Source organism: Roseibium sp. HPY-6 (assembly GCF_040530035.1).
In the GTDB taxonomy this organism is placed as follows: Bacteria; Pseudomonadota; Alphaproteobacteria; order Rhizobiales; family Stappiaceae; genus Roseibium.
Genome location: NZ_JBEWCD010000001.1, coordinates 1,858,982 through 1,882,395, shown reverse-complemented (window position 1 = coordinate 1,882,395; position 23,414 = coordinate 1,858,982). Strand labels below are relative to the sequence as shown.

General features: G+C 56.9%; 17 protein-coding genes. 7 read left to right on the top strand and 10 right to left on the bottom strand.

Translation table 11 applies throughout. The annotated features are described in order from the left end of the window. Window positions 1-28: 28 nt before the first annotated feature. The 4 genes from ABVF61_RS08775 to ABVF61_RS08760 form a co-directional block, all read right to left on the bottom strand. Window positions 29-745 (bottom strand): response regulator, encoded by a 717-nt coding sequence (locus ABVF61_RS08775; RefSeq protein WP_353993135.1) that lies wholly within the window; start codon window positions 743-745, stop codon window positions 29-31. After that, a complete protein-coding gene (locus tag ABVF61_RS08770) occupies window positions 742-4,185 on the bottom strand; it encodes a PAS-domain containing protein (protein WP_353993134.1) in 3,444 nt (1,147 codons plus the stop codon). The genes ABVF61_RS08775 and ABVF61_RS08770 overlap by 4 nt, the downstream gene beginning before the upstream one ends. Window positions 4,186-4,352: 167 nt before the next feature. Further along, on the bottom strand, window positions 4,353-5,060 hold the full coding sequence (locus tag ABVF61_RS08765) for an alpha/beta hydrolase (protein ID WP_353993133.1): 708 nt from the start codon (window positions 5,058-5,060) through the stop codon (window positions 4,353-4,355). Then, entirely contained in the window at window positions 5,060-5,530 is a 471-nt protein-coding gene (locus tag ABVF61_RS08760; protein WP_353993132.1) for a hypothetical protein, read from the bottom strand. The genes ABVF61_RS08765 and ABVF61_RS08760 overlap by 1 nt, the downstream gene beginning before the upstream one ends. Before the next feature lie 187 nt (window positions 5,531-5,717). Here ABVF61_RS08760 and ABVF61_RS08755 point away from each other — a divergent pair, with 187 nt between their 5' ends. After that, on the top strand, window positions 5,718-6,599 hold the full coding sequence (locus ABVF61_RS08755) for a LysR family transcriptional regulator (protein ID WP_353993131.1): 882 nt from the start codon (window positions 5,718-5,720) through the stop codon (window positions 6,597-6,599). A gap of 8 nt (window positions 6,600-6,607) precedes the next feature. On the opposite strand, the gene ABVF61_RS08750 is transcribed toward ABVF61_RS08755, so the two are convergent. The 5 genes from ABVF61_RS08750 to ABVF61_RS08730 all read right to left on the bottom strand — a co-directional run bounded on the left by ABVF61_RS08750 (window position 6,608) and on the right by ABVF61_RS08730 (window position 13,780). Further along, window positions 6,608-9,664, bottom strand: a complete 3,057-nt coding sequence (locus ABVF61_RS08750) for an efflux RND transporter permease subunit (protein ID WP_353993130.1) — start codon at window positions 9,662-9,664, stop codon at window positions 6,608-6,610. Next, window positions 9,665-10,780, bottom strand: coding sequence for an efflux RND transporter periplasmic adaptor subunit (locus ABVF61_RS08745; RefSeq protein WP_353993129.1), 1,116 nt, complete (start codon window positions 10,778-10,780; stop codon window positions 9,665-9,667). A 184-nt stretch (window positions 10,781-10,964) separates the two neighbouring features. After that, window positions 10,965-12,269, bottom strand: a complete 1,305-nt coding sequence (locus ABVF61_RS08740) for a TRAP transporter large permease (RefSeq protein ID WP_353993128.1) — start codon at window positions 12,267-12,269, stop codon at window positions 10,965-10,967. Beyond that, window positions 12,266-12,760 (bottom strand): TRAP transporter small permease, encoded by a 495-nt coding sequence (locus tag ABVF61_RS08735; protein ID WP_353993127.1) that lies wholly within the window; start codon window positions 12,758-12,760, stop codon window positions 12,266-12,268. The genes ABVF61_RS08740 and ABVF61_RS08735 overlap by 4 nt, the downstream gene beginning before the upstream one ends. A 3-nt stretch (window positions 12,761-12,763) precedes the next feature. After that, complete coding sequence (locus ABVF61_RS08730; protein WP_353993126.1) at window positions 12,764-13,780, bottom strand: TRAP transporter substrate-binding protein; 1,017 nt, start codon at window positions 13,778-13,780, stop codon at window positions 12,764-12,766. 116 nt (window positions 13,781-13,896) lie between these two features. Between ABVF61_RS08730 and ABVF61_RS08725 the strand changes: the two genes are divergently transcribed. Next, window positions 13,897-14,346, top strand: a complete 450-nt coding sequence (locus ABVF61_RS08725; protein ID WP_353993125.1) for a MarR family winged helix-turn-helix transcriptional regulator — start codon at window positions 13,897-13,899, stop codon at window positions 14,344-14,346. A 22-nt stretch (window positions 14,347-14,368) separates the two neighbouring features. Beyond that, on the top strand, window positions 14,369-17,581 hold the full coding sequence (locus ABVF61_RS08720) for a 2Fe-2S iron-sulfur cluster-binding protein (RefSeq protein ID WP_353993124.1): 3,213 nt from the start codon (window positions 14,369-14,371) through the stop codon (window positions 17,579-17,581). 215 nt (window positions 17,582-17,796) lie between these two features. Here ABVF61_RS08720 and ABVF61_RS08715 read toward each other — a convergent pair whose 3' ends face one another. Continuing rightward, window positions 17,797-19,002, bottom strand: a complete 1,206-nt coding sequence (locus ABVF61_RS08715; protein WP_353993123.1) for an aminotransferase — start codon at window positions 19,000-19,002, stop codon at window positions 17,797-17,799. A gap of 501 nt (window positions 19,003-19,503) precedes the next feature. Between ABVF61_RS08715 and ABVF61_RS08710 the strand changes: the two genes are divergently transcribed. From ABVF61_RS08710 to ABVF61_RS08695, 4 genes are read left to right on the top strand one after another with little or no spacing between them, the layout of a single operon-like run. Continuing rightward, the gene (locus tag ABVF61_RS08710; protein WP_353993122.1) at window positions 19,504-20,595 is read left to right on the top strand and encodes an ABC transporter substrate-binding protein; all 1,092 of its coding nucleotides are present in this window, start codon (window positions 19,504-19,506) and stop codon (window positions 20,593-20,595) included. A 27-nt stretch (window positions 20,596-20,622) separates the two neighbouring features. Then, window positions 20,623-21,480 (top strand): ABC transporter permease, encoded by an 858-nt coding sequence (locus ABVF61_RS08705; protein ID WP_353993121.1) that lies wholly within the window; start codon window positions 20,623-20,625, stop codon window positions 21,478-21,480. After that, window positions 21,480-22,322: an ABC transporter permease gene (locus tag ABVF61_RS08700; protein ID WP_353993120.1), complete on the top strand. Its 843-nt coding sequence runs from the start codon at window positions 21,480-21,482 to the stop codon at window positions 22,320-22,322. Before ABVF61_RS08705 ends, ABVF61_RS08700 begins: the two co-directional genes overlap by 1 nt. Before the next feature lie 13 nt (window positions 22,323-22,335). Then, entirely contained in the window at window positions 22,336-23,385 is a 1,050-nt protein-coding gene (locus ABVF61_RS08695) for an ABC transporter ATP-binding protein (protein ID WP_353993119.1), read from the top strand. The last annotated feature ends 29 nt before the right edge of the window (window positions 23,386-23,414 follow it).

Genomic DNA, 23,414 nt, shown 5'->3' with positions numbered 1-23,414 from the left:
CCGCGGCGGCGACGCACTTTTCCGGCAATTAGTCGAAGACATACCCGATGCCGCGCACGGTCCGGATCGTTTCGGGTTTTGTCGGATTGATCTCGATTTTTCGTCTCAGGCGCGAGATTCTCAAATCAATGGAGCGGTCGAAAGGTTCCCAGCCCTTGTCGTGGGCCTGTTCCAGAAGCTGATCGCGGTTGAGCACACGCCCACGATTTTCCGCAAAGACTTTGAGCAGGCTAAACTCCATGGCGGTAAGCGGGATTTCATCGCCGCCTTTTCCAAAAAGTCTTGCTCCGTCGAGATCAAGCCGGCAAATACCGAACGCAACCGTACCGCCCATTTTTTCCTTTTGCTCAATCTCGGTGTTCACCACGTTCTGACGGCGAAGGGTCGCTTTGATGCGGGCTTCGAGTTCGCGCAGGTCGACGGGTTTGCCGACGTAATCGTCAGCGCCCATTTCAAGACCGATCACCCGATCAATCACTTCACTCGCAGCTGTAAGCATGATGACCGGGATTTCAGAGGTTGCGCGCAGTTCACGAAGCGCGGTCAAACCATCTGTTCCCGGCATATTCACGTCCAAAACGATCAGGTCGGGTGTGTTTGTCTCAAGGCTGGTTTTCATGTCGGAGGCACTGGCAGCTTCAATCACGGCATAGCCGCGCTCGCTCAGATACTCGGCAACCATTTCTCTAAGGTGCGGTTCATCATCACACACAAGAATAAGTCTGTTGTCCTGCATTGCATTCATGACCGTTTTTCTCCGGGATCAAGCCGCCTGACCAGCTCGTCCAGCTCTGTGCTGGAAATCGGTTTTTCAATGTATGGGCGTCCGCTTTGCGACAAGAAGCGCGTGACGGCTTTTCCCATGGAATCGCCTGTTACGTAGCCAACTCGATCCGCATAGTGCGGCATCTTCTGGAGCAAGGCGTTGTAAAACTCCTCACCATTCATGCCGGGCATTTTGAAGTCGCTGATGATCATGTCGAATGTACTTTCGGAAAGGCGGTTGAGCGCTTCTCTCGCATCTCCGCAAAGGGTTGTCTCGCAGCCCATTTCCATCAGGAGATCACCGATCAGTTCGCCGACACTCGGTTCGTCGTCAATGATCAGAGCTCTCCGTTTCGCGCTGTTTTCAGCAAAATTTCCAGATGCTGTATCGACCATTTTGTCAGCTTCAACCGATTGTAGGCGAACAAAGAAGCTCGTTCCCTGATCCGGGTAGGAAACCACTTCGAGAACACCACCGTGCGTGTCGATAATGCGGTGACTGAAGGCGAGCCCGACGCCGGTTCCCTCACCGACATCCTTGGTCGTGAAAAAGGGTTCGAAAATGCGTGCCTGCAGGTCTTCAGGTATTCCGGGACCATTGTCGCGGATCTCGATGACCGACTGGTCGTTTTCACTATCGTAAAATGATCGCAGCAAAAGCGTGCCGTCTTCGCCTTTCGGCGCCAAGGCGTGTTCCGCATTTACAATCAGGTTGGTGAAGACCTGGACCAACTGATCTCCGTCACCTGTGACAAGGGGAAGTGTTTCATCGAGCTCTGAGCGCACGGTGGTCCCGTTCGCCCTGAGGCCGTAGCCGGCGATTTCCTGTGCGTCAGTGATAATTTCGTTGAGCGACACTTGCTCAACCTTTGCCGGTTTCTGCCGCGCCATCGCCAGGAAGGTCTTGACGATGCGAGCGCTCCGGTCGGCAGCCTGCGCGATGCGGTCGACACGCTTCGATAAAACGGGGTCATCGAGTTTCCCCTCGAGCATCTGGGCGTATCCGACGATGATGGAAAGGGGATTGTTGAGCTCGTGTGCAACACCGGCCAGTAGTTCTCCGAGGGCGGAAAGCTTCTCGTTCTGGTGTGCAATTTCGCGTTGTTTCTCAAGTTCTTCCTGCATGGCAAGCTGGTCGGAGATATCCCGGGTCGACGAAACGATCACGTCCTCGCCCTTGTAATCCGTTACCCTGGCAGCGGTCAGGCCCTGCATGATGGAACCGTCTGCGCGGCGGAACTGAACACGGTAGTCGTCGAGCGATCCGGTCGGCAACAATGCGTTGAGGTACCTTACTCTGTCATCCGGATGCAGAAAGAAGCTGAGCGTCGACGTTATCGAACCAAAGCGCTCTCGAGATGCCGGCGGACAATAGATGATTTTACCGTCTTCGACCCGTGAGACCAGGAAGTTCGCAGGGCAAGCCTCCACGATCGTTCGCAGCAAAAGATCGGCTTCGCGCTGCTCTTCTTCGGCTCTCCGCTGCTCTGTGATGTCCGTAAAGGAAAGCAAAAAGCAGTCCATTTCGGTCTGGTGGGCGGAGGCCAGCAAGATCGTCCCGTCGCCGAGCTTGATCGTTTCATTTTTCGTAAAGGCGCCAACAAGACCCTTCAGATGCTCCATGTAGTCCCGCTTGTTGGTATCATCCGGCACGAGCAGCACGCCGGCATCAAACAGGCGGTCCATTATCGACACGAGGTTTTCGTTTCCGTTGGGGGGCGGTTCTTCGCTGAAGTAGAGATCGAAATACTTGCGGTTGCCCATCACGAAATTCAGATCGGCGTCAAAAAGCGCCAGTCCTTCGTCCAGCGATTCAATGGCGTCGTTCAGAACTTCCAGGCTTCGCGTTTCAGCCTTTTTCAACTCAGTCGTATCTGTTACGACCACGACCCTGCCATCATCGCCGGTCACCGCGCGTTCTACAATATAGTGACGGCCATCCTTGAAGTTGACTTCCATGGGCATCAGTGTCGCGCGCTGCAGGTTTACGGCCTTTCGGAAGGCGTCGGCAGCGGCATCACCGACCGGTTTGCCTTTTATGGTTGCGATCTGCGGTGCCAGGATTGCGATGCGCTCAAAATCGGACAGTTCCAGAATTTCTTTTGCCGTGAGATTAAACGGAGCTGCAAAGGCATCGTTGCAATGGGTGAACTGGCCATCGGGTCCTTCGATCGCAACACCAACCGGCAAACGCGCAACGGCATCGGTAAACAGGCGTTCGGCCCTGGCTTGACCCGTCGCGTCCTCAATCGTCAGGAGCCGGCCTTGCAGGCCCGTTTCATAAACGTTTCCCACGAGCGTGCTGCCGTGGTTGTTCGGAATTGGAAAGCCCTTCTGTGCGTGCCGGATTGTCTTGTCCAGTTCGTCGAGAAGCGTTTCGGCTGCCATCCCGGGAGGGAGTGGAAACAGTCCTGTCCGGATGGCGTCGGCGTGGATTTCGCGCATCGGGCGCCCCGCGATCAGCAGGTTCTTGTCCGGGTCACCGATTTCGCGGAATTTTTTGTTCGCAAATACCAGTCTCTCATCGTCGCCAACGAGCGCTATTCCGAAATCGACGCCTTCGATGGCGTCACTGAGCAATTGCCTTGCACGGGCCTGGGTCGTCCGTTGTTCCGTAATGTCGAGGACGGTGGCAACGATGCCGCCATCGTTCAGTCTGGTGACCGTGATTTCGCGCTGCGTGTTGTCCGCAACGGCCACTTCCAGTTTGACGCTTTGTTGCTCTTCCAAAGCCTGGAAGAGCCCGGCCAGTCCGCCTTTGGGTCCGCGCGTGATGGTAATCTGCCCGCTTGCAATCGCTTCGCCAACGATTGCCTGCATGGGAGCACCGGGCGTGAGGCTGTCTTTGTGCGGTCCCAACATTTCAGCGTAACGCCTGTTGGCATAAAGCAGGCGTTTGTTCTGGTCGTAAACGACAAAACCTTCGTTCAAGGCTGCAACAGCGTCGCGCAAACGCGCATTTGCAATCTCTCTCTCGCTTGGTTCTGACTTGCGTTCCCTTGTCACGTCCAGAGCGGACACAAGATAGCCACCGGTTTCCGTCCGGTTGCAAGTCAATGTGACATGACGACCATCGCGCCGTTGAAGCGATACCTTGTTGATGCCTTCACGCAGCGTGTCAGTGACGGTCGCACTCAAAGCGCGGATGTCGGTGTCGTTCGAGAAGACAAAGCAACCGTCGGAAAAAGTGCTGAAAAAAATGTCGCCGGCTGCTGTACCGGGCTGCGGAAATTGTGCCCTCTCTGGAAAAGCGAGGCCCAGAAATTTCTCATTGCACATCCGGAACTGAAAATCCGCGTCAAAAAGGGCAAAGCCTTCCTGCAAAGCCGCCGCTGCTTCCCGCAGCATCGACAATTCGGATGTGCTGTCCTTTCCACCGGCGTCGCGGTTGTCCGACCCTTCCTCGAGCGTTCTGAGCATCTGTTCCCACTCTGTCCTGCCAACTCGCGACCGACCGCAATCGATCGCAAGCCCGGCATGCCTGAATACAAGGCGAGCTTATCAGTTCGGCATTGCCGAATGTATCAATTGTATCAAAAGGGGTGCATCGGTCTCAATGAGGCGGGCTCAGGCGAACCTGGACAGTTTTAGTTTCCCAGGAACAGCATGTCGGCAACACCATCCCCGACACGCCGGGCAAAGGCCTCTTTGTTTTCAGGGAGAGTGGCAGGTGAAATCGCCCCGGACTGTATCAGCCCTATGAGGGTCGGCGAGTTTGCAAAGGTTGCATGTGAAGCCCCGTCCTGACCGTCCGTAATTTCCGACAGGTCCAAAACAGTGACGCCAAGCGCCTGCAAAGCTTCAATATCACCTCCCTGACCGATGCGGGATGTCCCCCCTCGCAAGTCGCGCGAAATCTTCAACGCCTTGTCCTTGCGCGATGCCAGAACAACGAACGGCGAGGGTTTGGGATTGATAACGGAGATCTGTGATCTGAAAACATCGCCGTCGATATCGGGCGATGCAAGAACCAGCGGGCTAATTCTTTTCAGAGTTGTTTTTCTGTTCGACAAGGCCAGCTGCCGGACCGCCTCCATGGTGAGCAATGTGCCCATGGAATGCGCCACAACGGCCACGGTACGGGCATTGCTTCTTGCGGCAAGTTCGATTGTTCTTTGAAGCCCGTCGCGGGCGAACTGGACGCTGTCGCGGTCATAGAGATAGGCGCTTGTTTTGCCGGCAGACGGCCAGGAATAGTGAATACCGACAACCGGCTGGTTAAAATCGTGTATCAGTTGCGCCTGCCGGTAGATGCCGGAAACATAGGAAACATTGTAGCCATGGATGAAGATCATCAGATCCGATCGTCTGGCGGCAATTGCTTCAGTTGGGCGTTGATCCGCGCCAATGCACCGCTTTCCGAAGCGACCTCGTCAATGTCCGTGACACCAAATTCACTCGACGGATCGGGTGTGCTTGACGGCGGCTTGATCGTTCCGAGTTTGCGGTCTTCGGGAACCCAAACCTTGATATCGGCGTAGGACAAATCGGAGTTTCGTCCACCACCAAAGCGCAATTTCGGATCGTCGACGGGTTTGCGAGGCGTAACTGCCAGAATTGGAACAACGGTTCCTTGTGACTGGTTGAGATCGTAAAACGCGAACTCCGCCGGGCCGCCGGCGCAGGCTGCAAGCAGAAGTGTTGCCGCAGGCAAGGTAACCAGTGAACGACGTCGGAACCATGAAATCGCTGTTCCGGCCTTTTGAGCCAAAAAAGATGCAGGTGTGAACCTCCCGGTAACGGCGGTGCACGCCGGATCAGGCATTACGCGCCTTGTGGGTTTCAGCGATCATTTCGTTCTTCCACCGCTTTCTTGCTCACTCCTGCGAAGATCTTACAGTGGTCAAACTGTGCGTAAATGTCATGCGGCGCGCAGGACATGCGCAAAAATGCGATGCTGACACGCTTGACTATTCAGTTAGATACCGTGCCCAAAAAAGACGAAAGGCAACATGGAAAACTGGAACGAAATTCGCACTGCGTACGAACTCCTCAGATGTGGGACCGTCAGTGCAACGGCAGATGTCTTAAGCATTCACAGGGCAACGGTAATCCGCCACATTGACAGTCTGGAAGCCATGCTCGGTGAGAAACTCTTTATCAGAAGCGCGAAGGGATATGTGGCAACGGAAATCGGCGCGGATCTTCTGAATGTCGCTGCTGAAGCCGATGACCGGTTCAGGCAGTTCGCTACGCGCGCCAGGTCCGGCGAGGCGGGGCTGAAGGGCGACATTATCCTGACGGCGGACGGCCCCCTTCTGTTGTTTTTGTTGCCGACGATCCGGGAGTTTCAGAAGAGCCACCCGCAGATCACGGTCAGGTTCATTGCAGAGCGCCGTGTCTTGCGGCTTGACTATGGTGAGGCGCATGTGGCCATCCGGCTTGGCAAGGAACCCGACGAGCCTGACAATGTGGTTCAACCTTTCAAGACAATTCAGTTCGGCCTTTATTGCAGCCAGACCTATGTTGAGAACCACGGCGAGGTGGTGAAGAAAGATCTTTTTGCCGCAAACAGATGGGCGCTTGCGGATAATGAAGACTATCTTCCGGATTTTTATGCATGGGTACGCAATCAGGTGCCGGAGGAAAATGTTGCTTTTCTTAGCAACGACCCGATCGGCGTGTTTCATGCTATCGAGGCGGGTGTCGGACTGGGGTTCCTGCCACGCGAGCGAGCGGCACGTCAGCCGCGTCTGAAACAGATCACACGGTCGGATCCAGCCTGGTGCCTGAAACTCTGGCTCGTGACGCATGTCGACCGGCACAGAAGTGCCAAGGTCCAGACCTTCCTTGAGTTTCTAAAAGAGCATCCCGTCGAATCCGTAGACTATTAAGCGCTGTTTCACGCCGGGGCGACAGCTCCAGTCGCCGGCCTCTCGTTGCGCATGAGTAGATAACAGACACTTGGAACAAAAATCAGCGTGACCGGGGACGCGATGATCAGTCCTCCGATCATCACGGTTGCCATCGGTTCGAACAATGCACCACCACCGATCGCCATTGGAATGAGGCCGCCTACAGTTGTCAGGGATGTCAGGATGATCGGCCTGGCCCTTTGTTCCGCCGCGCTGACGATGGCATCTCTGATGTCCATTTTCTCCAGATTGAGGTCAATCTGATTGATGAGGACGATCGCATTGTTGATGATAATTCCCATCAGGGACATCAGGCCCAGCATCGCGAAAAAGGACATGGGGCGATCGGTCAACAGCAGTGCGAAAGGCGCACCGATCAAAATGATCGGGATTGTCATGAACGTCGCAAGTGTCCGGCGCATCGAGTTGAACTGAAATACGAGCGCCAGGATCATCACGCCGACGGCATAGGGCAGGTTACCGCCAAGCTGTGCGTTCACATCTGCGGTGTCTTCCAGCTCACCGCCGATCTTTATCGTGTAATCTTCGCCCAGATCGAGACCATCCAGCGTTGGCTGAATGCGTTCGAGGAGTTCGTCCGCCGACAGACTGTTGCTTTTCGCGGAGATGATAATCTGGCGGACCTGGTTTTCCCGCCGTATCTCGGAATATTCCAGCATCGGCCGAAAGTCTGCGACCTGGTCAACGGAGATCAACTCGCCATTCGCGGAAATTGAAAGGTTTGCGAGGTCTTCGACGCTGTCACGGTTGTTCCGGGACGCACGCAGGACAATCGGGATCTGTTCATCTCCCTCGCGGAATGTCGAATAGGTCGTGCCGGAAAAATAAGATTCCATGACACCTGAGACTTCCTCGGAGGTGACGCCGAATTCGCGGGCTTTGTCCTGCGCAATATCGACAACCACCTTGAGGACCTTGTTGCCCCAGTCCGTTTCGTTCTTGACCATGTCGGGAGCTTGCGCAAATGCGGCCTCCACCGATGCGCCGGCAGCCATCAGCGTATCTGCGTCGGGACCGCTGATTTCGACATCGACGAGCCCGGCTTCGCCGCCACCATTTGACAGGCGGGTTACGCGAAAGCGTGCTGTGGGAAATTGTTCGATGAAAACATCTCTCGCGCGCTCCGAAGTTGCCCGGGCTTCTTCGAATGTTGTCGTGTTGACGACGAAAAAAGCGCTTGCGGGGTCAGGGTCGGCAGGATCAAGAGACAGGTAGAACCTTGGACCGCCTTCGCCGACAAAGACAGTCGCGGAGACCACACCGGGGTTGATCGCTTCATCTTGAAGCCACTCGCTCACCGCCAGGGCCTGGCGTTCGGTTTCGGAGATGGCGGCTTCCTTGGGCATGTCCATGTAGATCAGAAAGTCGGCCCGCTCCGTCAGCGGAAACATTTCCGATTTGACCTGGGAGAACTGGCTGGCGCTGTAGGCGACCGCCGCATAGGTGACGATGATGATTGGAATGCCAAAGGGAAGGAGCCTTCCCGTCAGGGCGCCATAAAGACGGATAAGTGCGGATTTTCCGGTCTTCTTCGGTGGCTTCTTTTTCAAAAGGCGCACGCTGAGAAAGGGAAGGATATAGAGCGCGGTCAGCCAGGACCCAAGCAGCATGGATGTGACGACCGCGCCGAGTGAGAACGCAAACTCACCTTCTGTTCCCGTCATGAGCAGCATCGGAATGAAGGCCGACACCGTGGTGATGGAGGCTGCCGCCAGCGGAATGACATATTGGCCTCCGGCATCTATAGCAGCGTCCTGCGGGGTTTCACCGGCATTAATCCTGCCCTCGATGTCTTCCACAACGACAAGGCCATTGTCGACAAGCAGTCCAAGTGAAATGATCACTGCGGCAATCGATACCTGTTCCACGTCCACACCGATGAGACCCATGCTTGTGAGGGCAAAGCCGATAGTGAATGGAACAATGCTGGCAATGACGACGGCAGGCCGGAACCCGAGGAACAGCAGCATTGCCAGAAACACGACTGCGAAGGTCTGCATGACGTTTGAAAGTGCGCCTGAAACGGAAGCCGTTACGTTCGTTTCCTGGAACGTCGAGGTATTGACCGAAATGCCTATTGGCTGCGTGTTTTCAAATTCGGTCAGTTTGGCGGCGAGTTGACCGCCGAGGATCTGGATGTCGGTCTCTTCCGCCATCTCCAGGCTCAAGAGCACTGCCGGTTCGCCGTTGAAAAAGACCGGTGCTTCCTTCGGGTCCACATAGCCGCGCCTGACATCGACAAGGTCGGATAGCCGCACATATCCGGAAAGATCTCCGACCTTGGTCAGGACGCCGCGGATTTCCTCGACCGAGCTGAGATCACCGTTTGCCTCCAACACGATGCTGGTGCCGCCGGCATCGATCTGGCCGGCTGGCAGGATCACATTCTGGGCTTGAAGGTCTTCCAGCAACTGATTGAGCTGAACACCGACAGAAGCGAGTTTTCGCGTGTCGAGGTCGAGCCAGATGCGTTCTTCCTGATCGCCATAGAAGGTCACTTTTGTGATGCCCGGGACGCGGTAAAGCTCCTTGCGCAAATCCTCCGCAACGTCTTCCAGGTATGCGAGATCGAATCCGTCGCCCGTCAGCGCAACCGTCGCAATGGCGACATCTCCGTAGTCAGTGTTGACGAATGGACCATTTGTACCTTGCGGGAGTTCCGTAACGACGTCGTCCATCTTGTTGCGCAGGTCTTCCCACGCCGTTTCAATTCCGGCGCCCGACACAGTGTCGTAGAGGACCGTGTAGATCAGAACCTGACCATTCGTAATGATGGTCTCGATATCCTCGACTTCCCCGATTTCCCTGATTTTGCGCTCAATCGGGATCGCGATGAGATCTTCAACCCGTTGCGGTGCCATGCCGTCGAATGTTGCCTGTATTGCCGCCGTTCGGATCGTAATCGCCGGATCTGCACGTTTCGGCAGGTTGAGGTATGAGGTCACGCCCATGATGACGATGAGCGTCATGACCAGGTAGGTCATGCGTGACTTTTCCAGTCCGAAACGGGTCAGGAAATCCATTTATTCCACCGCCTCGATCAGATTGACTTTCATCCCTTCGCGCAGGAAGGAAACGCCTGCAATCGCGATCCGCTCTCCTGGCTGGAGCCCTTCAACAATCAGGAGCTTGTTTTCACGTATGCCGGCCATGATGACTTCCCGTCTTTTGACGGTGCTTGTGTCATTGTCGAAAACGTAGACCGGAACAGGCACGAGGCTTCCCGGTCCCGCGTCTTCAGGTATCTGACCCTCGTTGATTGCTGCGGTGATGGGGATCAGGTAGCCCTGGTCTGCCGGAAGGGCGAATTCAAAAGAGACTTCGACCGCCATTCCCGCCCGGATCAAAGGATGGGTTTCCCGCAACTCGACGATGACCGGGAAAGACGAAACCGTGTCCGCCCGTTCCCCGATCTCGTTGACGACGGCGTCGAGCGTTATCGACGGATCGTCCGCCAGCCTCACCGTTGCCGGTGTTCCCACGACGAGTTGCGCAACCACATCGAAGTTGACAGAAAAAGAGACTTCGTAAGAGGTGGCGTCATAGAGTGACGTGATTACCGTGCCGGAGGCGACCGTCGCAAAGGAATCGGCATCGACACTGTTGATGATGCCGTCGAACGGGGCGATGATTTTGGTGTCTTCAAGATCTTCTTCAGCCGAATTCAACGACTTTTGCGCCTGCACGAGTTGGGCCTGTCGGGTTTGCACATCCGTACTGGCATCGTCGACCGTCACCTTCGAGACCACGCCCCTTTCGAAGAGGATTTCCTGGCGCCCAAGGTCGTCCTGTGCCTGCTTTAGCAGCGCTTGGGCTTCCGCAACAGACGCTGCGGCATTCTCGATCGAAACGATAAACTGGGTGTCGTCGAGAACCGCCAGAAGCTCGTCTTTCACAACGCGCTGACCGACGGCGAGGTCGACCACACCCAGTTTCCCACCAACCTCAAAGGACAGAGATGTAATTTCGGAAGGTTCGAGCACACCAGGGTATTTGCGTTCCGTGCTTTGTGAACTTTCCTCGATCTTCTGGGTGAGCAATCCTCTGACAGGAGGTTCACTCGGCGGGGTTTCTGCGTCTTGCGGGCTACAGGCGATAAGAACGAAAAAGCCAAACACCAACAGCAGTGACGCGCGCATGAACCGACCTCGCAGACTTGGCGAGATGCACTTTGCGGCAAAGCTCGCTCGACCGGCCACACGTTGGCACCTGAGCTCTGCGAATTGAATGCATTATTGTCATACACCCGGTGCGCGCGTGAGCGCACATGTCACTTGACGCAAGACGAACGGCCCGAGGAATTGGCTCACAACACAAAGATGCTTAGTTGAACATGGCGTTCGGGATCAGCAGCGCAATTTCAGGGAACGCCACGATCAGGGCGAGCGTTACGATCATCGCCAGCCAGAAGGGAATGATACCGGCGAAGATGGTCTCGATCGGAACGTCTGGAACCACGCTCTTGACGATGAAGACATTGACACCGACAGGTGGCGAGATGAGCCCCATTTCCAGAACGATCACCATGACGACGCCGAGCCAGATCGGGTCGAACCCGAGCCCGACGACCAGGGGGAAGACGATGGGGAGCGTGATAACGAGAAGGGAGAGCCCCTCGATGAACATGCCCAGGATCACATAGCCAAGCAGAATGAGGGCGAGCGTTCCGTAAGTGCCGAGCGCGAGACCCGTCATGCCGTCCGCGATGGTTGCCGGCAGGTGGGAGAGGGCGACAAACGGGGCAAAGACGTTGGCGCCGATCAGGATGAAAAACGCCATTCCTGTTGTCTTCAGCGTGTCGGAGCTGATCTGGTAGAGCGCCGGCAATGTGCACTTGCCGCGAACGACCAGCATCACGAGAGCGAAGAAGGCACCGACACCGGCCGCCTCAACCGGTGTGAAGAAGCCTGTATAGATGCCGCCAATCGTAATCAGGATAATGACGCCGATCCCGGTCGAGCGCAGCAGGCTGGCCAGCTTTTCCCGCGTGCTGAATTCGGGTCCCTTCGGTGCTTCGTCCGGGCGGAAGAAGGTAACGATGGCAATCGCGATCAGGAACATTGCCGTCAGCAGAATGCCCGGCAGCACACCCGCCATGAAGAGGCGGCCGATCGATTGCTCCGTCAGGATCGCGTAGATCACGAACCCCGTGGACGGCGGGATCAGGATACCGAGAGTACCGCCGGCAGCGATGGATCCCGTCGCCAGCCTTGCTCCGTAGTTGAAGCGGCGCATCTCGGGATAAGCGACCTTTCCCATGGTGACTGCCGAAGCAATCGAGGAACCGGAAAGAGCGGCAAAGCCCGCACAGCCCATGATCGTTGCAGCGGCCAGTCCTCCCTTCAGGTGGCCGATCACCTTGTGCGCCGCCTCGAACAAGTCACGGCTGAGCCCTGCGGTGGACGCCAGGTTCCCCATCAGGATGAAGAGCGGAATGATCGTCAACTCGTAGACGGTCACGGTCGCAAACACCTGGCCGCTCAAGGTGAAAGCAGCAGGTGTAAATCCGGAGAGCAGCACTGTGCCGCCAAAGCCAACGACCAGCAATGCGATCGCGACGGGCGTGCCGAGTGCAAGCAACACAAACAGAGCGGCGAAGCCAAGGGCACCGTAAACCTCAGGGCTCATTTGGTCAGTCTTTCCAGGATAAGGCCCAGGGCGGAGAGGGCACAGCCTGCTGCAACCGCGTAGTAAGATGGTGCGAAGGGAAGCTGCAGAAGCAAGGTCGTTTCGCCGAACTCCGAGGCTTCCAGAGCGTTGGAAAAAGAGCGCCAGGCGACATAGGCAAGCATCACGATGCCGAGGATCGTTGTTGTCCAATCGAGCGTTTTTTGAATTGGAACGGGAAGGCGCCTTGCGAGTGTGTCGATCGCGATCAACCTGCCTGAGAGAACGCAGAGCGGAAAACTGATGGCGACGGCAAAAGACAGAAGGATCTGCGCGTAATCATTAGCCCCGAAGATAGGCGCGTTGAAGAACGAGCGCAGTAATGCATCGGTGACCGACAGGCCCATCAGCACAAATATGATTGCGGCGCCGCACAGAACGAGCGGCACCTCGAACCATTTGCGCCAGCCCGCTTCCGGCGGGCCGGCTTCGTCCGGTGTCGGCGCGGCCACGTCCTACTGGCCGCCGAGGGCCTTGACGATCGCGTGCGCGTCGCTTCCCGACTGTTTGCCCTTTTCGTCGATGACTGCTGTCAGGGCAGAGGTCATCTTTTCACGAAACTCCGCATCGGCTTCCGGTGTGATCTCGATCAGCTCCAGGCCACTTTCGCTTGCCAGTTTCAGTCCGGCCTGTCCGGCATCGTAAAAGGCCTTTGCTCCGCGAAGGCTGAGATCGCGGCCGGTGAGCTCCTCCAGCTTTGCCTTGTTCTCATCGGAAAGGCCGTCCCAGCTCGACTTGTTCATCAGGAGATAGAAACTGTCGACCGCGGAAGGAATGTTCGTTGTGACGTATTTTCCGGTCTCATTCAGCTTGTAGGACCGGATGCCGGATGGGCCGATCATGACGGCATCGATGACGCCGGTGTTCATGGCGTTGTATACGTCCGGAACCGGCATGGAGACCGGAATGCCGCCCCAGCCTTCAACGAGCGCGGCCATCACCGGATTGGGGGTGCGGATCTTCATGCCCTCCATATCCGCAAGCGTGCGTACCGGCTTCTCGCGGGTGATCAGGACGGACGGATTGTTGGCCCATAAACCGAGCAGCTTGGCCTTGGCGAACTCATCCTCGATCAGGCCGATATTGTCCCAGAGCGCGTTGGTTGCGTCCGTGCCGTTGGCAAAAAGGCCCGGAATGTGGACGAGACCAGTTTTGGTGAACTGCTTGGGCGTATATTCAGGAATGCCGAAGACAATGTCGGCAACACCGGTGACAACGCGCTTATATTGCTGCACCGGGCCTTTGCCCAGTTCACCGGATGGATAGATCCGCATGGTGATCTCGCCATTGGTCGCAGCAGCCATGTCTTCGGCAAGCGGTGTCATGACACCGCGGTCCATCGGGTGCATCGACGGCATGAAATGCGCAATCTTGAGTTCGTCCGCGCTTGCGGACTGGACTCCGATGAGAACCAGCGCAGATGCCGCAGCGGCCGTCAGCTTCGCCCGCAGACCTCCAGCATTCACTTTCATTGTCTCTCCCTCCCGAAACTGGTTGTCCAGTTAATTAACTTGAGTAATTATCATTGTTAATTGCATAAGAGATTATGGTGGAAACCAAGTCAACCGGTTTGTCGGCGAGGAACAGAATGACGGAAGGATACAGGCTGCACAACCGTATCGGCTTCAAAGTGACCCGTCTCGCGCGGATCATGGAAGCACGATTGGAAAAGCGGCTGTCCGAACACGGCATCACGCGGCTGATGTGGTGCGTTCTGAGCGGTGTCGGCCTTGAGAACGTGAACACGCCGTCGACGCTGGCCAACTATATCGGCATCGCCCGTCCTGCTGTCTCGCGCTTGTTGAAGACGATGGAGGAGCGCGGCCTACTGGAGCGCGCCTGTACGGACGACGACAAACGCTACACCGAGCTGGCCCTGACCGAGCTCGGTCAGGAAAAGCTGAACACCTGCCATGTGCTTGTGCGCGAGTTGAACGACCATTTTGCCGGCAAAATAGACCTGAAGCTCTATGAAACCTTCATGGCAACGATCGATGAATTGACGCGGGACGAACAGGTTCAACTGATGCGCCTTTGATGCGGGGAGAGGGACGAAATCCGTGAAACTGTTTTCCAACAAGACGAGACCTGTCCACCTCGGGCCTTTTCCACTGGAGCGCCTTGCCAGAAGCAACGGCATGCCGGATTTCGGCTCCCTACCGGCATTCACCCAAATGCCGTTTCAAAACGAAGACCCGGAAAACATCATCAATGCCATGAGCGAGTCCCAGGCGATGCTGGACGCGATCCGGGACGGCATCGTCAACAAGGCGCGCGCAGATGTGTCGTCAGATCCCATGGAACGGGCCAACCATCTGAAAGGCTTCGGCTATTTCTCCGATGCCTCGATGATCGGCACGTGCGGGTTCAGCGACGAGATGAGGCTGGAGAAGCCGTTCCGCAATCCGGATATCGACCAACTGGCGGAAAAGCTGCGCACCACCCAGACCAAGACGCTGGCGTCGGGTATCGACATGATCATGGCTGACTTGCGCGATGCCATGAACGCACCGCCCAAGGGGGTTGCGTCTCACAAACATGCGCTGGTCTTTCTGGTTCAAACCCCGCGCGAGCTTCATCCGGGCGAGCCGGGCGAAGCCTGGCTCAAAGGCGCTGGCGCGCACCGCTCTGCGCTCCGGGCAACGGAAGTTGCTGTCGTGCTGGCGCAGTATATCCGGCTGCTCGGCTACGAAGCGGCAGCGCACAGCCACACGACGTCCGATGCCGATCTCTATAAGCTGGCGGTCGCCGCCGGCCTCGCGACAGTCGAGGATGGGGTTCTGACCAATCCCTATCTTGGCACCGGCTTTTCGCTCGCTGCGATCACGACCGAATTCGACATCGCGCATGACGAGCCGCTGCTGCCGATGGCGGAACAACCAAAATCGAAGACCCACGGGCTTGCCTGGCAGGTCGGCTACCGGACGGCCAAAAGCGCCCGGACGCTTGACCCTTTTGCCAAGCGCCGTTTTGTCGACGGGCCGCATCCGTTCGAAAAGCTGAAGCGGGTCGACACGCCAACCACCTATTTCGACGAAGAGCGTATCGCACGCGTTCCCAAACGTACGGACATGTTCGCCAGGTCGCAGTTCGGCGATATGGGCAAGAAGAACCAGCAGGCGGCGACCAACGGCCACTACGCCCGCAAGTCCGCGCCGTCCATGGCCCAAAGGCGCGGGCTCGGAGCGTTCGTACTGCTTCAGGATGGCGATCCGGAACCGACGGTTTCCGCGTCGACCTCCGATCCGAAGCAGAATGCCGATAACCTCAAGGCCATGTCTTATTTCCTTGGCATCGATGCTGCCGGGATTTCGCGCTGTCCAGACTGGGCCTGGTATTCGCATGATGCCACCGGCGCGCCGCTCGACCCGCCTCATGACCAGGCGATTTCGATGGTGGTTGATCAGGGCTTTGAAACCATGGAAGGGGCGTCTGGTGACGACTGGATCGCTGTCTCCCAGTCCATGCGGGCCTATCTGCGCTTTGCGATCCTCGGCAGCATTGTTGCCAAGCAGATCCGCAATCTCGGCTACAAGGCCAAGGCCCATACAGTGCTGGACGGGGAGGTGCTGCAGCCGCCGCTGCTGCTCCTTTCCGGCCTTGGGGAGGTTAGCCGTATCGGCGAGGTCATCCTCAATCCGTTCCTGGGTCCGCGCTTGAAATCCGGCGCCGTCACGACGACCATGCCGGTCGCCCACGACAAGCCGATCTCCTTCGGCCTCCAGTCTTTTTGCGAAGCGTGCAACAAGTGCGCGCGCGAATGCCCGGCCGGTGCAATCACCGCCGGGCCGAAGCTGATGTTCAACGGCTACGAGATCTGGAAGTCGGACAGCCAGAAATGCACCACCTACCGCATCACCAATGAAAGCGGCGCCATGTGTGGACGCTGCATGAAGACCTGCCCGTGGAACCTGGAGGGCATCTTTGCCGAAGCACCGTTCCGGTGGGCTGCGATGAATATTCCACAAGCTGCGCCGATGCTCGCCAAGCTGGACGACATGGTTGGCAACGGGGAGCGCAACCCGGTCAAGAAGTGGTGGTGGGACATTGAACTCTCCGAGGACGGTGCCTACCGCGCTGCGCGCAATCCGGTGAATGAACGCGGCCTGCAGAAGGATCTCGATCTCAAATACGAGGACCAGACGCTCGCCGTTTATCCTGCCACCCTCGCACCGCATCCTTGGCCCTTTCCCTTTCCGATGGACCGGGAAAAGGGCATTGAGGCCTATCAGGCGCTGATCACGGCGGATCAGTACAAAGCGCGGCTTGAACGGGGCGAGACGAAGGACTTGGCGCATGAATACCGGATCGACGGTGATGCGCCGGTTATCCGCGTGGAAATCGTCAAGGCCGAAAAGATGACGGACGGTGTTACCAAGTACGAGTTCGCCGCGCTGAACGGCGAGCCGTTGCCCGAGTGGCAGGCGGGGGCTCATCTCGACATTGTCGTCGCACCGGAATTCCTGCGCCAGTATTCGCTGTCCGGCGATCCCGCTGACCGCAGCAAATATCAGATCGCCGTCCTGAAGGAAGACGAGGGCCGGGGCGGTTCCAAACTGCTCCACCGGATCTTTACCGAGGGCCGCAAGATCTTCATCTCCAAGCCGATCAACCACTTCCCGCTGGAAGAAGATGCAACCAGGACCTTTCTTATGGGCGGTGGCATCGGGGTGACCCCGATGATCGCGATGGCGCATGAGCTTCACGAAAAGGGCGCGGATTTCGAGCTGCATTATTCCTGCAGCAAGAAGGCAGATGCCGGGTTCCTGGACGACTTCAACGCCTTTCCCTGGATGGACAAGGTCCGCTTCTATTTCAGCGACCAGGGCACGCGGGCGGATCTCGATCAGGTTTTGAGCGCCTATCAGCAGGGCAGCCACGTCTATGCCTGCGGCCCGGACCGCTACATGACCTCCGTGATGGAAGCGGCCGAGCGCGCCGGATTTTCTGACGACGAGCGGCACGTTGAATATTTCAACGTGCCGGAGGTGCCCGACTATGTGAACCACCCCTTCACCCTAAAACTTGCCCGGTCCGGGCGCGAGCTGGAGATCCCGGCGGAGAAGTCCGCGACCGACGTTCTTGCCGAGAACGGCATCCCCATCGACATCAAATGCTCCGACGGCATCTGCGGCGTCTGCAAATGCGGACTGGTCTCAGGCGAGGTCGAGCACCGGGACTTCGTTCTGTCGAAGAAGCAGCGGGAGGAGGCAGTGATCCTGTGCCAGTCGCGGGCGGCGGAAGCCGGGGGTGTTGTGGAAGTGGATTTGTGAAGGCTGGTGCAACGGGAAGGTATTTGAGCAAAGAGGATACCTGCCTGTCATTCGCCATCTGGAGAGGCGATAGGTTAGGCCAACGCGCATGCGGTCTTGAGCGTCAGGTTGGAACCATGAATGTCGTTCTTGCGAGACTTCAAATTCAGATCGACTGCGAAAGGGGGTATTCCCGCTCTCTGTGACGTACACATCGGGTTGCCGTCGTTTTGACTTTATCCGTAGCGGTTGTCTTTCCATTCGACGGAGGTTTCAGAGGCTGCTTCCGGAAAGGCGGCAAGCCTCTTTGGGACCTGCGCAATCGTATCGCGGTCGACATTTGCAAATGCAAATCTCAGATGCTGGTACTGGCCTGGACCGAAATAGTTGCCGGGTAGCGCCAGCAACCCACACTCCTTGGCCAGCCGCTCTGCGACAATCGTGGCTGGAATGTCAGGAAAAGGGTGGCGAACATAGGCGAAATAAGCCCCTATCTGGTCAATCCGCCATGCCGGAAACGGCGCCAGTGCCTGACGGAAGGCATCCGCCCTGGATGCAATTTCCAGGTTGGTCTTGGATCGCCAGTCCTTCAAATGCGTCAGGGCCCAAGGCAGAGCCATCTGCCCAGCGCGCGCCGGGCAGATCTGGAGGCAGTCGAGGATCTTGCCGATCTCACTCAAAAGCGGTGCGCCGGCAACCAACGCGCCAAGCCGGTGTCCGGGAATGGCAAAACTCTTGGAGAAGCTGTAAAGGCTGATCACGGTATCGCGCCAGCGGGGATCGGCGAAAGTGCCGTGGGGAGGCGGGCCGCCTTCGGGCCTGAAATCGCGGTAGGTCTCGTCGAGGATCAGGTGGATCCCTTTGGCGTGGGCAAGATCGAAAAATGATGCGATCAATTCGGGCGGATAGGTTGCGCCGGTCGGATTGTTGGGTGTCACCAGGACAATCGCTTTGACCTTGTCATCAATCAGCGCAGAGGCTTCGGTTACCGACGGAATAAATCCGTTCTCGGCACCAAGCGGCAGGACCCTGGCCTCGATACCCAGCATATCTAGCGTCATCTTGTGATTGAAATACCAAGGCGCCGGCAGGAGGACCGCATCGCCAACAGCGGCAAGAGCCATGACCGACAAAAAGAAGGCCTGGTTACAGCCTGCCGTAATCGCGACTTCCTCACCCGCGATCGGCGCCCCAAAAAGTCGGGAGCACTCGGCGGCATATGCGGACCGCAGGGCATCATCGCCGAATATATCGCCATAGCGTGTAGCTTCCGCAGTACCGGCGGCCATTGCGATTTGTTGCAGGAATTCACTTGGTGGAGGATCGCCAGGAACTGCCTGGCTCATGTTCAGTAGAGGGCCCAATCGGCCGTCATAGGCCGATACCCAGTCTGCCGCCTCCGGGATGGGAGGCGTGGCCGTTTCGATTAGGTTTGGATTCAAGTTCGAATTTGCCCTGTTCGCGTTCTAAATCGTGCGCACGCATGTCAGGTGGGCACGCGAAAAAACCGACCGTAAATCTAGCGCGGGGCCCCAAAAATGGAAACTTATCAATCTAAACATTGATATTTATGAACGTGAAAAAGGGTACGGGCGTCAGTTGGCATCCGATTTTCAAGTGCTGAAGGTATCTGTGTCCGCCGGCTGCCCAAATGCTCTGCCGGAAGAGAGTTATCCATGAACGGTTGTCTGTTTGGCTTGCCTGCAATTCTGGGTAAGCTTGAGCCCCGCAGGAAACTGCATCGCTCATGAAACACGGCGATTTCCGGAGTGAGATGACCAAAAAAAGATCGGTCGTGCATATTTTTTCATCCAAATCGCAATGCTTGTATCTTTTTGCAAGAATCATTTGATTCAATGAAGTGTTAATGCACGCAAGAACTCCAGACCTTACCTCGCATAATTCCAAACGGTCGAGAATGGCCGAAATTCAGAGGTGGAACGGTGACTTTCAAATTAACCCGACGCGGCATCCTGAAAGCCGGCGCAGCAACTGCCGCCACGCTTGCGATGCCTTCAATCGTGACGGCTGCTGGGAAACACGACTTCAGCGGCAAGGAAATCAGGCTGCTGACGTGGTCGGACAATACGGGCCTCGCAATCCTGGAGAACATCGCCAAGCCGTTCGAGGAAATGACCGGTGCCAAGGTGATTGCCGACCGGACCGGCTCGACATCAGAGATGGTCGCGAAATTGCGGGCTTCCGGAGGTAAGGCGCAGTATGACGTGATCACGCTGGCGGGTGTTGGTGCTGTCGAACTTGCCGGTGACGGACTGCTTGCACAGCCCGACCTCAACATGCTGCCGAACCTTGAGAAGGTCGACCCGCGCTTTAGAACCGGCGCCGAGGGTCACGGGATCGGATACCTGCTGTGGACCGGCGGTATGATCTACAATACCAAGACTTTCAAGGAGCCGCCGAAGTCCTACGCCGAGATGTGGGATACCGCTCACGCCGGACGCCTGTTCCTGCCGCCGGCCACCTGGACGGATGCACTGGACACCATCTTTGCGACCGGCAAGATGATCGGTGGGGATGGTACGAATTCGGAAGAGGCGTTTGCCAAACTTGCGGAACTGCGCAGCGGTATTTTGACCTTTGGAGAAAACCCCGGCCAGATTTCGGAGCTGTTCAGATCCGACGCACTCGACATCGGCGGTGTCTATGCTCCGGCGTTTTTCGCAAAAGAACTTGCCAACCCGGCAGAGTCCAACATGGGTGCGACCTATGATCTTGACGAAGGTTTCTTTGCGGATCTCATGTACACGATCGTGCCGAAGTCCAAGCCGGGCGACGATGATGTCGTACATGCATTCATTGACTTCACACTTGACGACAAAGTCCAGGGCGCCATGGCAGAAGCCGTTCTGAACGGCCCGATCAATCAGCAGGCAGTCATGAGTGAAGCGGCCAAGGCGAGTCCCTTCATCATCAAGCCCGAGCAGCTCAGTGAAAAGGCTGTCGTCCATGACAAGGCCTTCATTGCCGATGTTCGGGAAAAATGGATTGCGACCTACCAGCAGACCCTGTCTTAACAGGCAAGGGCCAGGTGACCATCCATCGTGTCGACTGAACTTCTTCCAAAGAAACAGGCGCTGCTTTTTGCAGCGCCTGCATTCATTGCCATTCTTCCGTTTTTGGCAGCCTGTTTCTATATCCTGCGCTTTTCCTTGTCTGCGGAACAGGGAACGATCGAAGGCGTGTCCATTCAGGCCTATCGGGATCTGATGACCCCGTTTTTCGGCAGATCTGTCTGGCTGACACTCAAGCTCTCTTTTGTTGCTACAGTCATTGTCATGGTATTGGCCGTTCCGCTGGCCTTCCTCATGACTTCGCTGCAGAGCCCGTTCTTAAGACGCCTTCTCACGATTTCCATTCTTCTGCCACTGATCCTGAACCTGCTCGTTCAGGCTTACGGCTGGATTCTGCTGCTTGGTCCTGCAGGTGTGCTGAATTCTACCTTACGGACACTCGGGATCATCGACCGGCCGTTGTTTCTTCTCTTCAATGAAACCGGTGTCCTGCTGGGACTGGTGCAAACCTCCCTTCCGCTTGCCGTCTTCCCGATCGTTGGCGCTGTTCGTGCGATTTCGCGCGAGTATCTGGAAGCGGCAAGTTCGCTTGGTGCGGGGCACTGGCGTACGTTCAAGGACATTACAGTGCCGCTGTTGCGGCCGGGCCTGCTCGGGGCGGCCTCGATTGTCTTCGCCTTCAATGCGAGTGCCTTTGCCATTCCGCTTCTTCTCGGAGGGCGCCGCGTTCAGATGATGGGCCTGGTGATCCGGGACATGATTTCACCCCTGTTCAATTGGTCAGGTGCAGCGGCTGCGGGAATGATCCTGATTGTCCTGACGCTTTTTGTGCTGGCCGCGTCCGCCTGGCTGGTCCGGCTCACATCAACAGCGAGGGAAGTGAACTGATGCGGGTCGGGTTGCTCCCAAAAGAAGGCGGCGGAACCTACCGGTTCACGATCCTGCTCCTGGCGACAATCGGAATTCTGATTTCTTCGCTGCCGGTGATCGTTGTAACGATCATGTCCTTTTCCGCGTCTGAATATTCCAGTTTTCCGCCGACAGAGTTTTCGCTTCGCTGGTATGGCGAAGTGCTTCAACTCTTCACCAACGAAGACCCGTCCAGTGCGCAGTCGGTGGTCGACTCCACCGTCACCAGCCTGCTGGTTGCGCTGCTTGTCATGGTCATCTCGACACTGGTGTGCATTCCGTTGGCCTATGCGCTGGCACGCAGCAACCGGAACTTGCGCGAGGGCATGGAACTGCTGTTTACCCTGCCATTGGTGTTTCCGCTGGTGATGCTCGGCATTGCCTTTCTGCTGATCGCTGAAAGCCTACAGGTGGATCTTGGTATCTGGCGCATTGTCATTCCGCATGTCGCGCTTGTGCTTCCGTTCGTCTTGCGCAATTGCCTCAGCAGCATGAACGGCATCAGCGTGGAAATCGAGGAAGCTGCGATTTCGCTCGGTGCGTCTCCGCTGCGGGCGATCTGGGATGTGGTTATTCCCTTGATGAAGGCCGGTATTCTGGCCGGTCTGATATTTGCGCTGATCATCAGCTTCAATGAATTCACCGTGACCTTCTTCATGTACACCATCGATGTCAGCACGCTGCCAATCTGGATGTACAGCCGGACGGTGTCCTCGCTCGATCCGGCGACCCTCGCGCTTTCCGTTTTCATAATTGTCGTGGATGTGTTCCTGGTGGTGCTTGTCGACAAGCTGATCGCCGGACGCGGCAACCTGTTCTGACAAAGGCTCATTCGTGACTAACACGCATCTGAACATAGAAGCCGTCTCAAAATCCTTCGGTCCGGTAACGGCGCTGACGCAAATCGATCTGGAGATCGAACGCGGGTCGTTTGTCTGTCTTCTGGGACCGTCCGGCTGTGGCAAGACAACCTTGCTGCGCACCATTGCCGGGTTTGAAAAGCCGACTTCCGGACGCTTGCTGCTGGATGGCGCTGATATTTCCGATATTCCACCGTACAAGCGCGGATTCGGCATGGTGTTTCAGTCGCTTGCTTTGTTTCCTCACATGAGCGTCGCTCAAAACATCGCCTACGGGCTGAAGCTGCGCAAGGCGTCTGCCAAGGAACAGCGGGATCGGGTCGAACAACTTCTCAACGTGATTGAACTTCCGCATATCGCGGACCGTGCCGTTTCAGCCCTGTCAGGCGGACAGCGTCAGAGAGTGGCGATTGCCAGAGCCCTTGCGATCCAGCCGAAGCTTTTCCTCCTCGATGAACCCTTGTCCGCCCTGGATGCGAAGTTGCGCGACAACATGCAGATCGAGCTGCGCAGACTGCAGCAGAAATTCGGAGTGACAACCGTTCTTGTTACGCATGACCAGACCGAAGCAATGATGCTTGCCGATGAACTTGTCGTGCTGGATCACGGCAAGGTTCAGCAGGCCGCAACGCCCACTGAGGTCTACCGGCGGCCTGCCAACAGCCTTGTGGCGGACTTTATTGGTGCAGCCAATCTTGTGCGGACCGAAGTTGGTGAGAATGGTCGGCTTGTGCTCTTCGGAAACACCGTGGACACAGCCGTTGACCATGAGCCCGGCACAGCCATCAACGTTGCTGTGCGCGCGGAAACTATCTCATTGCACCGGGCTGGAACTGATGGAGCGGCAGCAGGACGTGTCGTCTTTGCCCGAGACCTTGGAGCCTTTAAAGAATGGCTTGTCAGTGTCAGCAATCAGGAAATCCGGGTGCGTGGTTCCTCTTCCGATGAAAGCGATTTCCACGTGGGTAACCTGGTGACCATAACCGCCGATCCGGCGCGTCTCTCGATCTTTCCTGCCGACTGAGGTGTCGCGCCGATCTGACAACCATGCAT

Coding starts and splice junctions, on each gene's coding strand:
- ABVF61_RS08750 (WP_353993130.1), bottom strand. CDS start 9,664: ATGGATTTCCTGACCCGTTTCGGACTGGAAAAGTCACGCATGACCTAC.
- ABVF61_RS08765 (WP_353993133.1), bottom strand. CDS start 5,060: ATGATCTTCATCCATGGCTACAATGTTTCCTATGTTTCCGGCATCTAC.
- ABVF61_RS08725 (WP_353993125.1), top strand. CDS start 13,897: ATGACGGAAGGATACAGGCTGCACAACCGTATCGGCTTCAAAGTGACC.
- ABVF61_RS08775 (WP_353993135.1), bottom strand. CDS start 745: ATGAATGCAATGCAGGACAACAGACTTATTCTTGTGTGTGATGATGAA.
- ABVF61_RS08760 (WP_353993132.1), bottom strand. CDS start 5,530: ATGCCTGATCCGGCGTGCACCGCCGTTACCGGGAGGTTCACACCTGCA.
- ABVF61_RS08700 (WP_353993120.1), top strand. CDS start 21,480: ATGCGGGTCGGGTTGCTCCCAAAAGAAGGCGGCGGAACCTACCGGTTC.
- ABVF61_RS08755 (WP_353993131.1), top strand. CDS start 5,718: ATGGAAAACTGGAACGAAATTCGCACTGCGTACGAACTCCTCAGATGT.
- ABVF61_RS08730 (WP_353993126.1), bottom strand. CDS start 13,780: ATGAAAGTGAATGCTGGAGGTCTGCGGGCGAAGCTGACGGCCGCTGCG.
- ABVF61_RS08770 (WP_353993134.1), bottom strand. CDS start 4,185: ATGCTCAGAACGCTCGAGGAAGGGTCGGACAACCGCGACGCCGGTGGA.
- ABVF61_RS08740 (WP_353993128.1), bottom strand. CDS start 12,269: ATGAGCCCTGAGGTTTACGGTGCCCTTGGCTTCGCCGCTCTGTTTGTG.
- ABVF61_RS08745 (WP_353993129.1), bottom strand. CDS start 10,780: ATGCGCGCGTCACTGCTGTTGGTGTTTGGCTTTTTCGTTCTTATCGCC.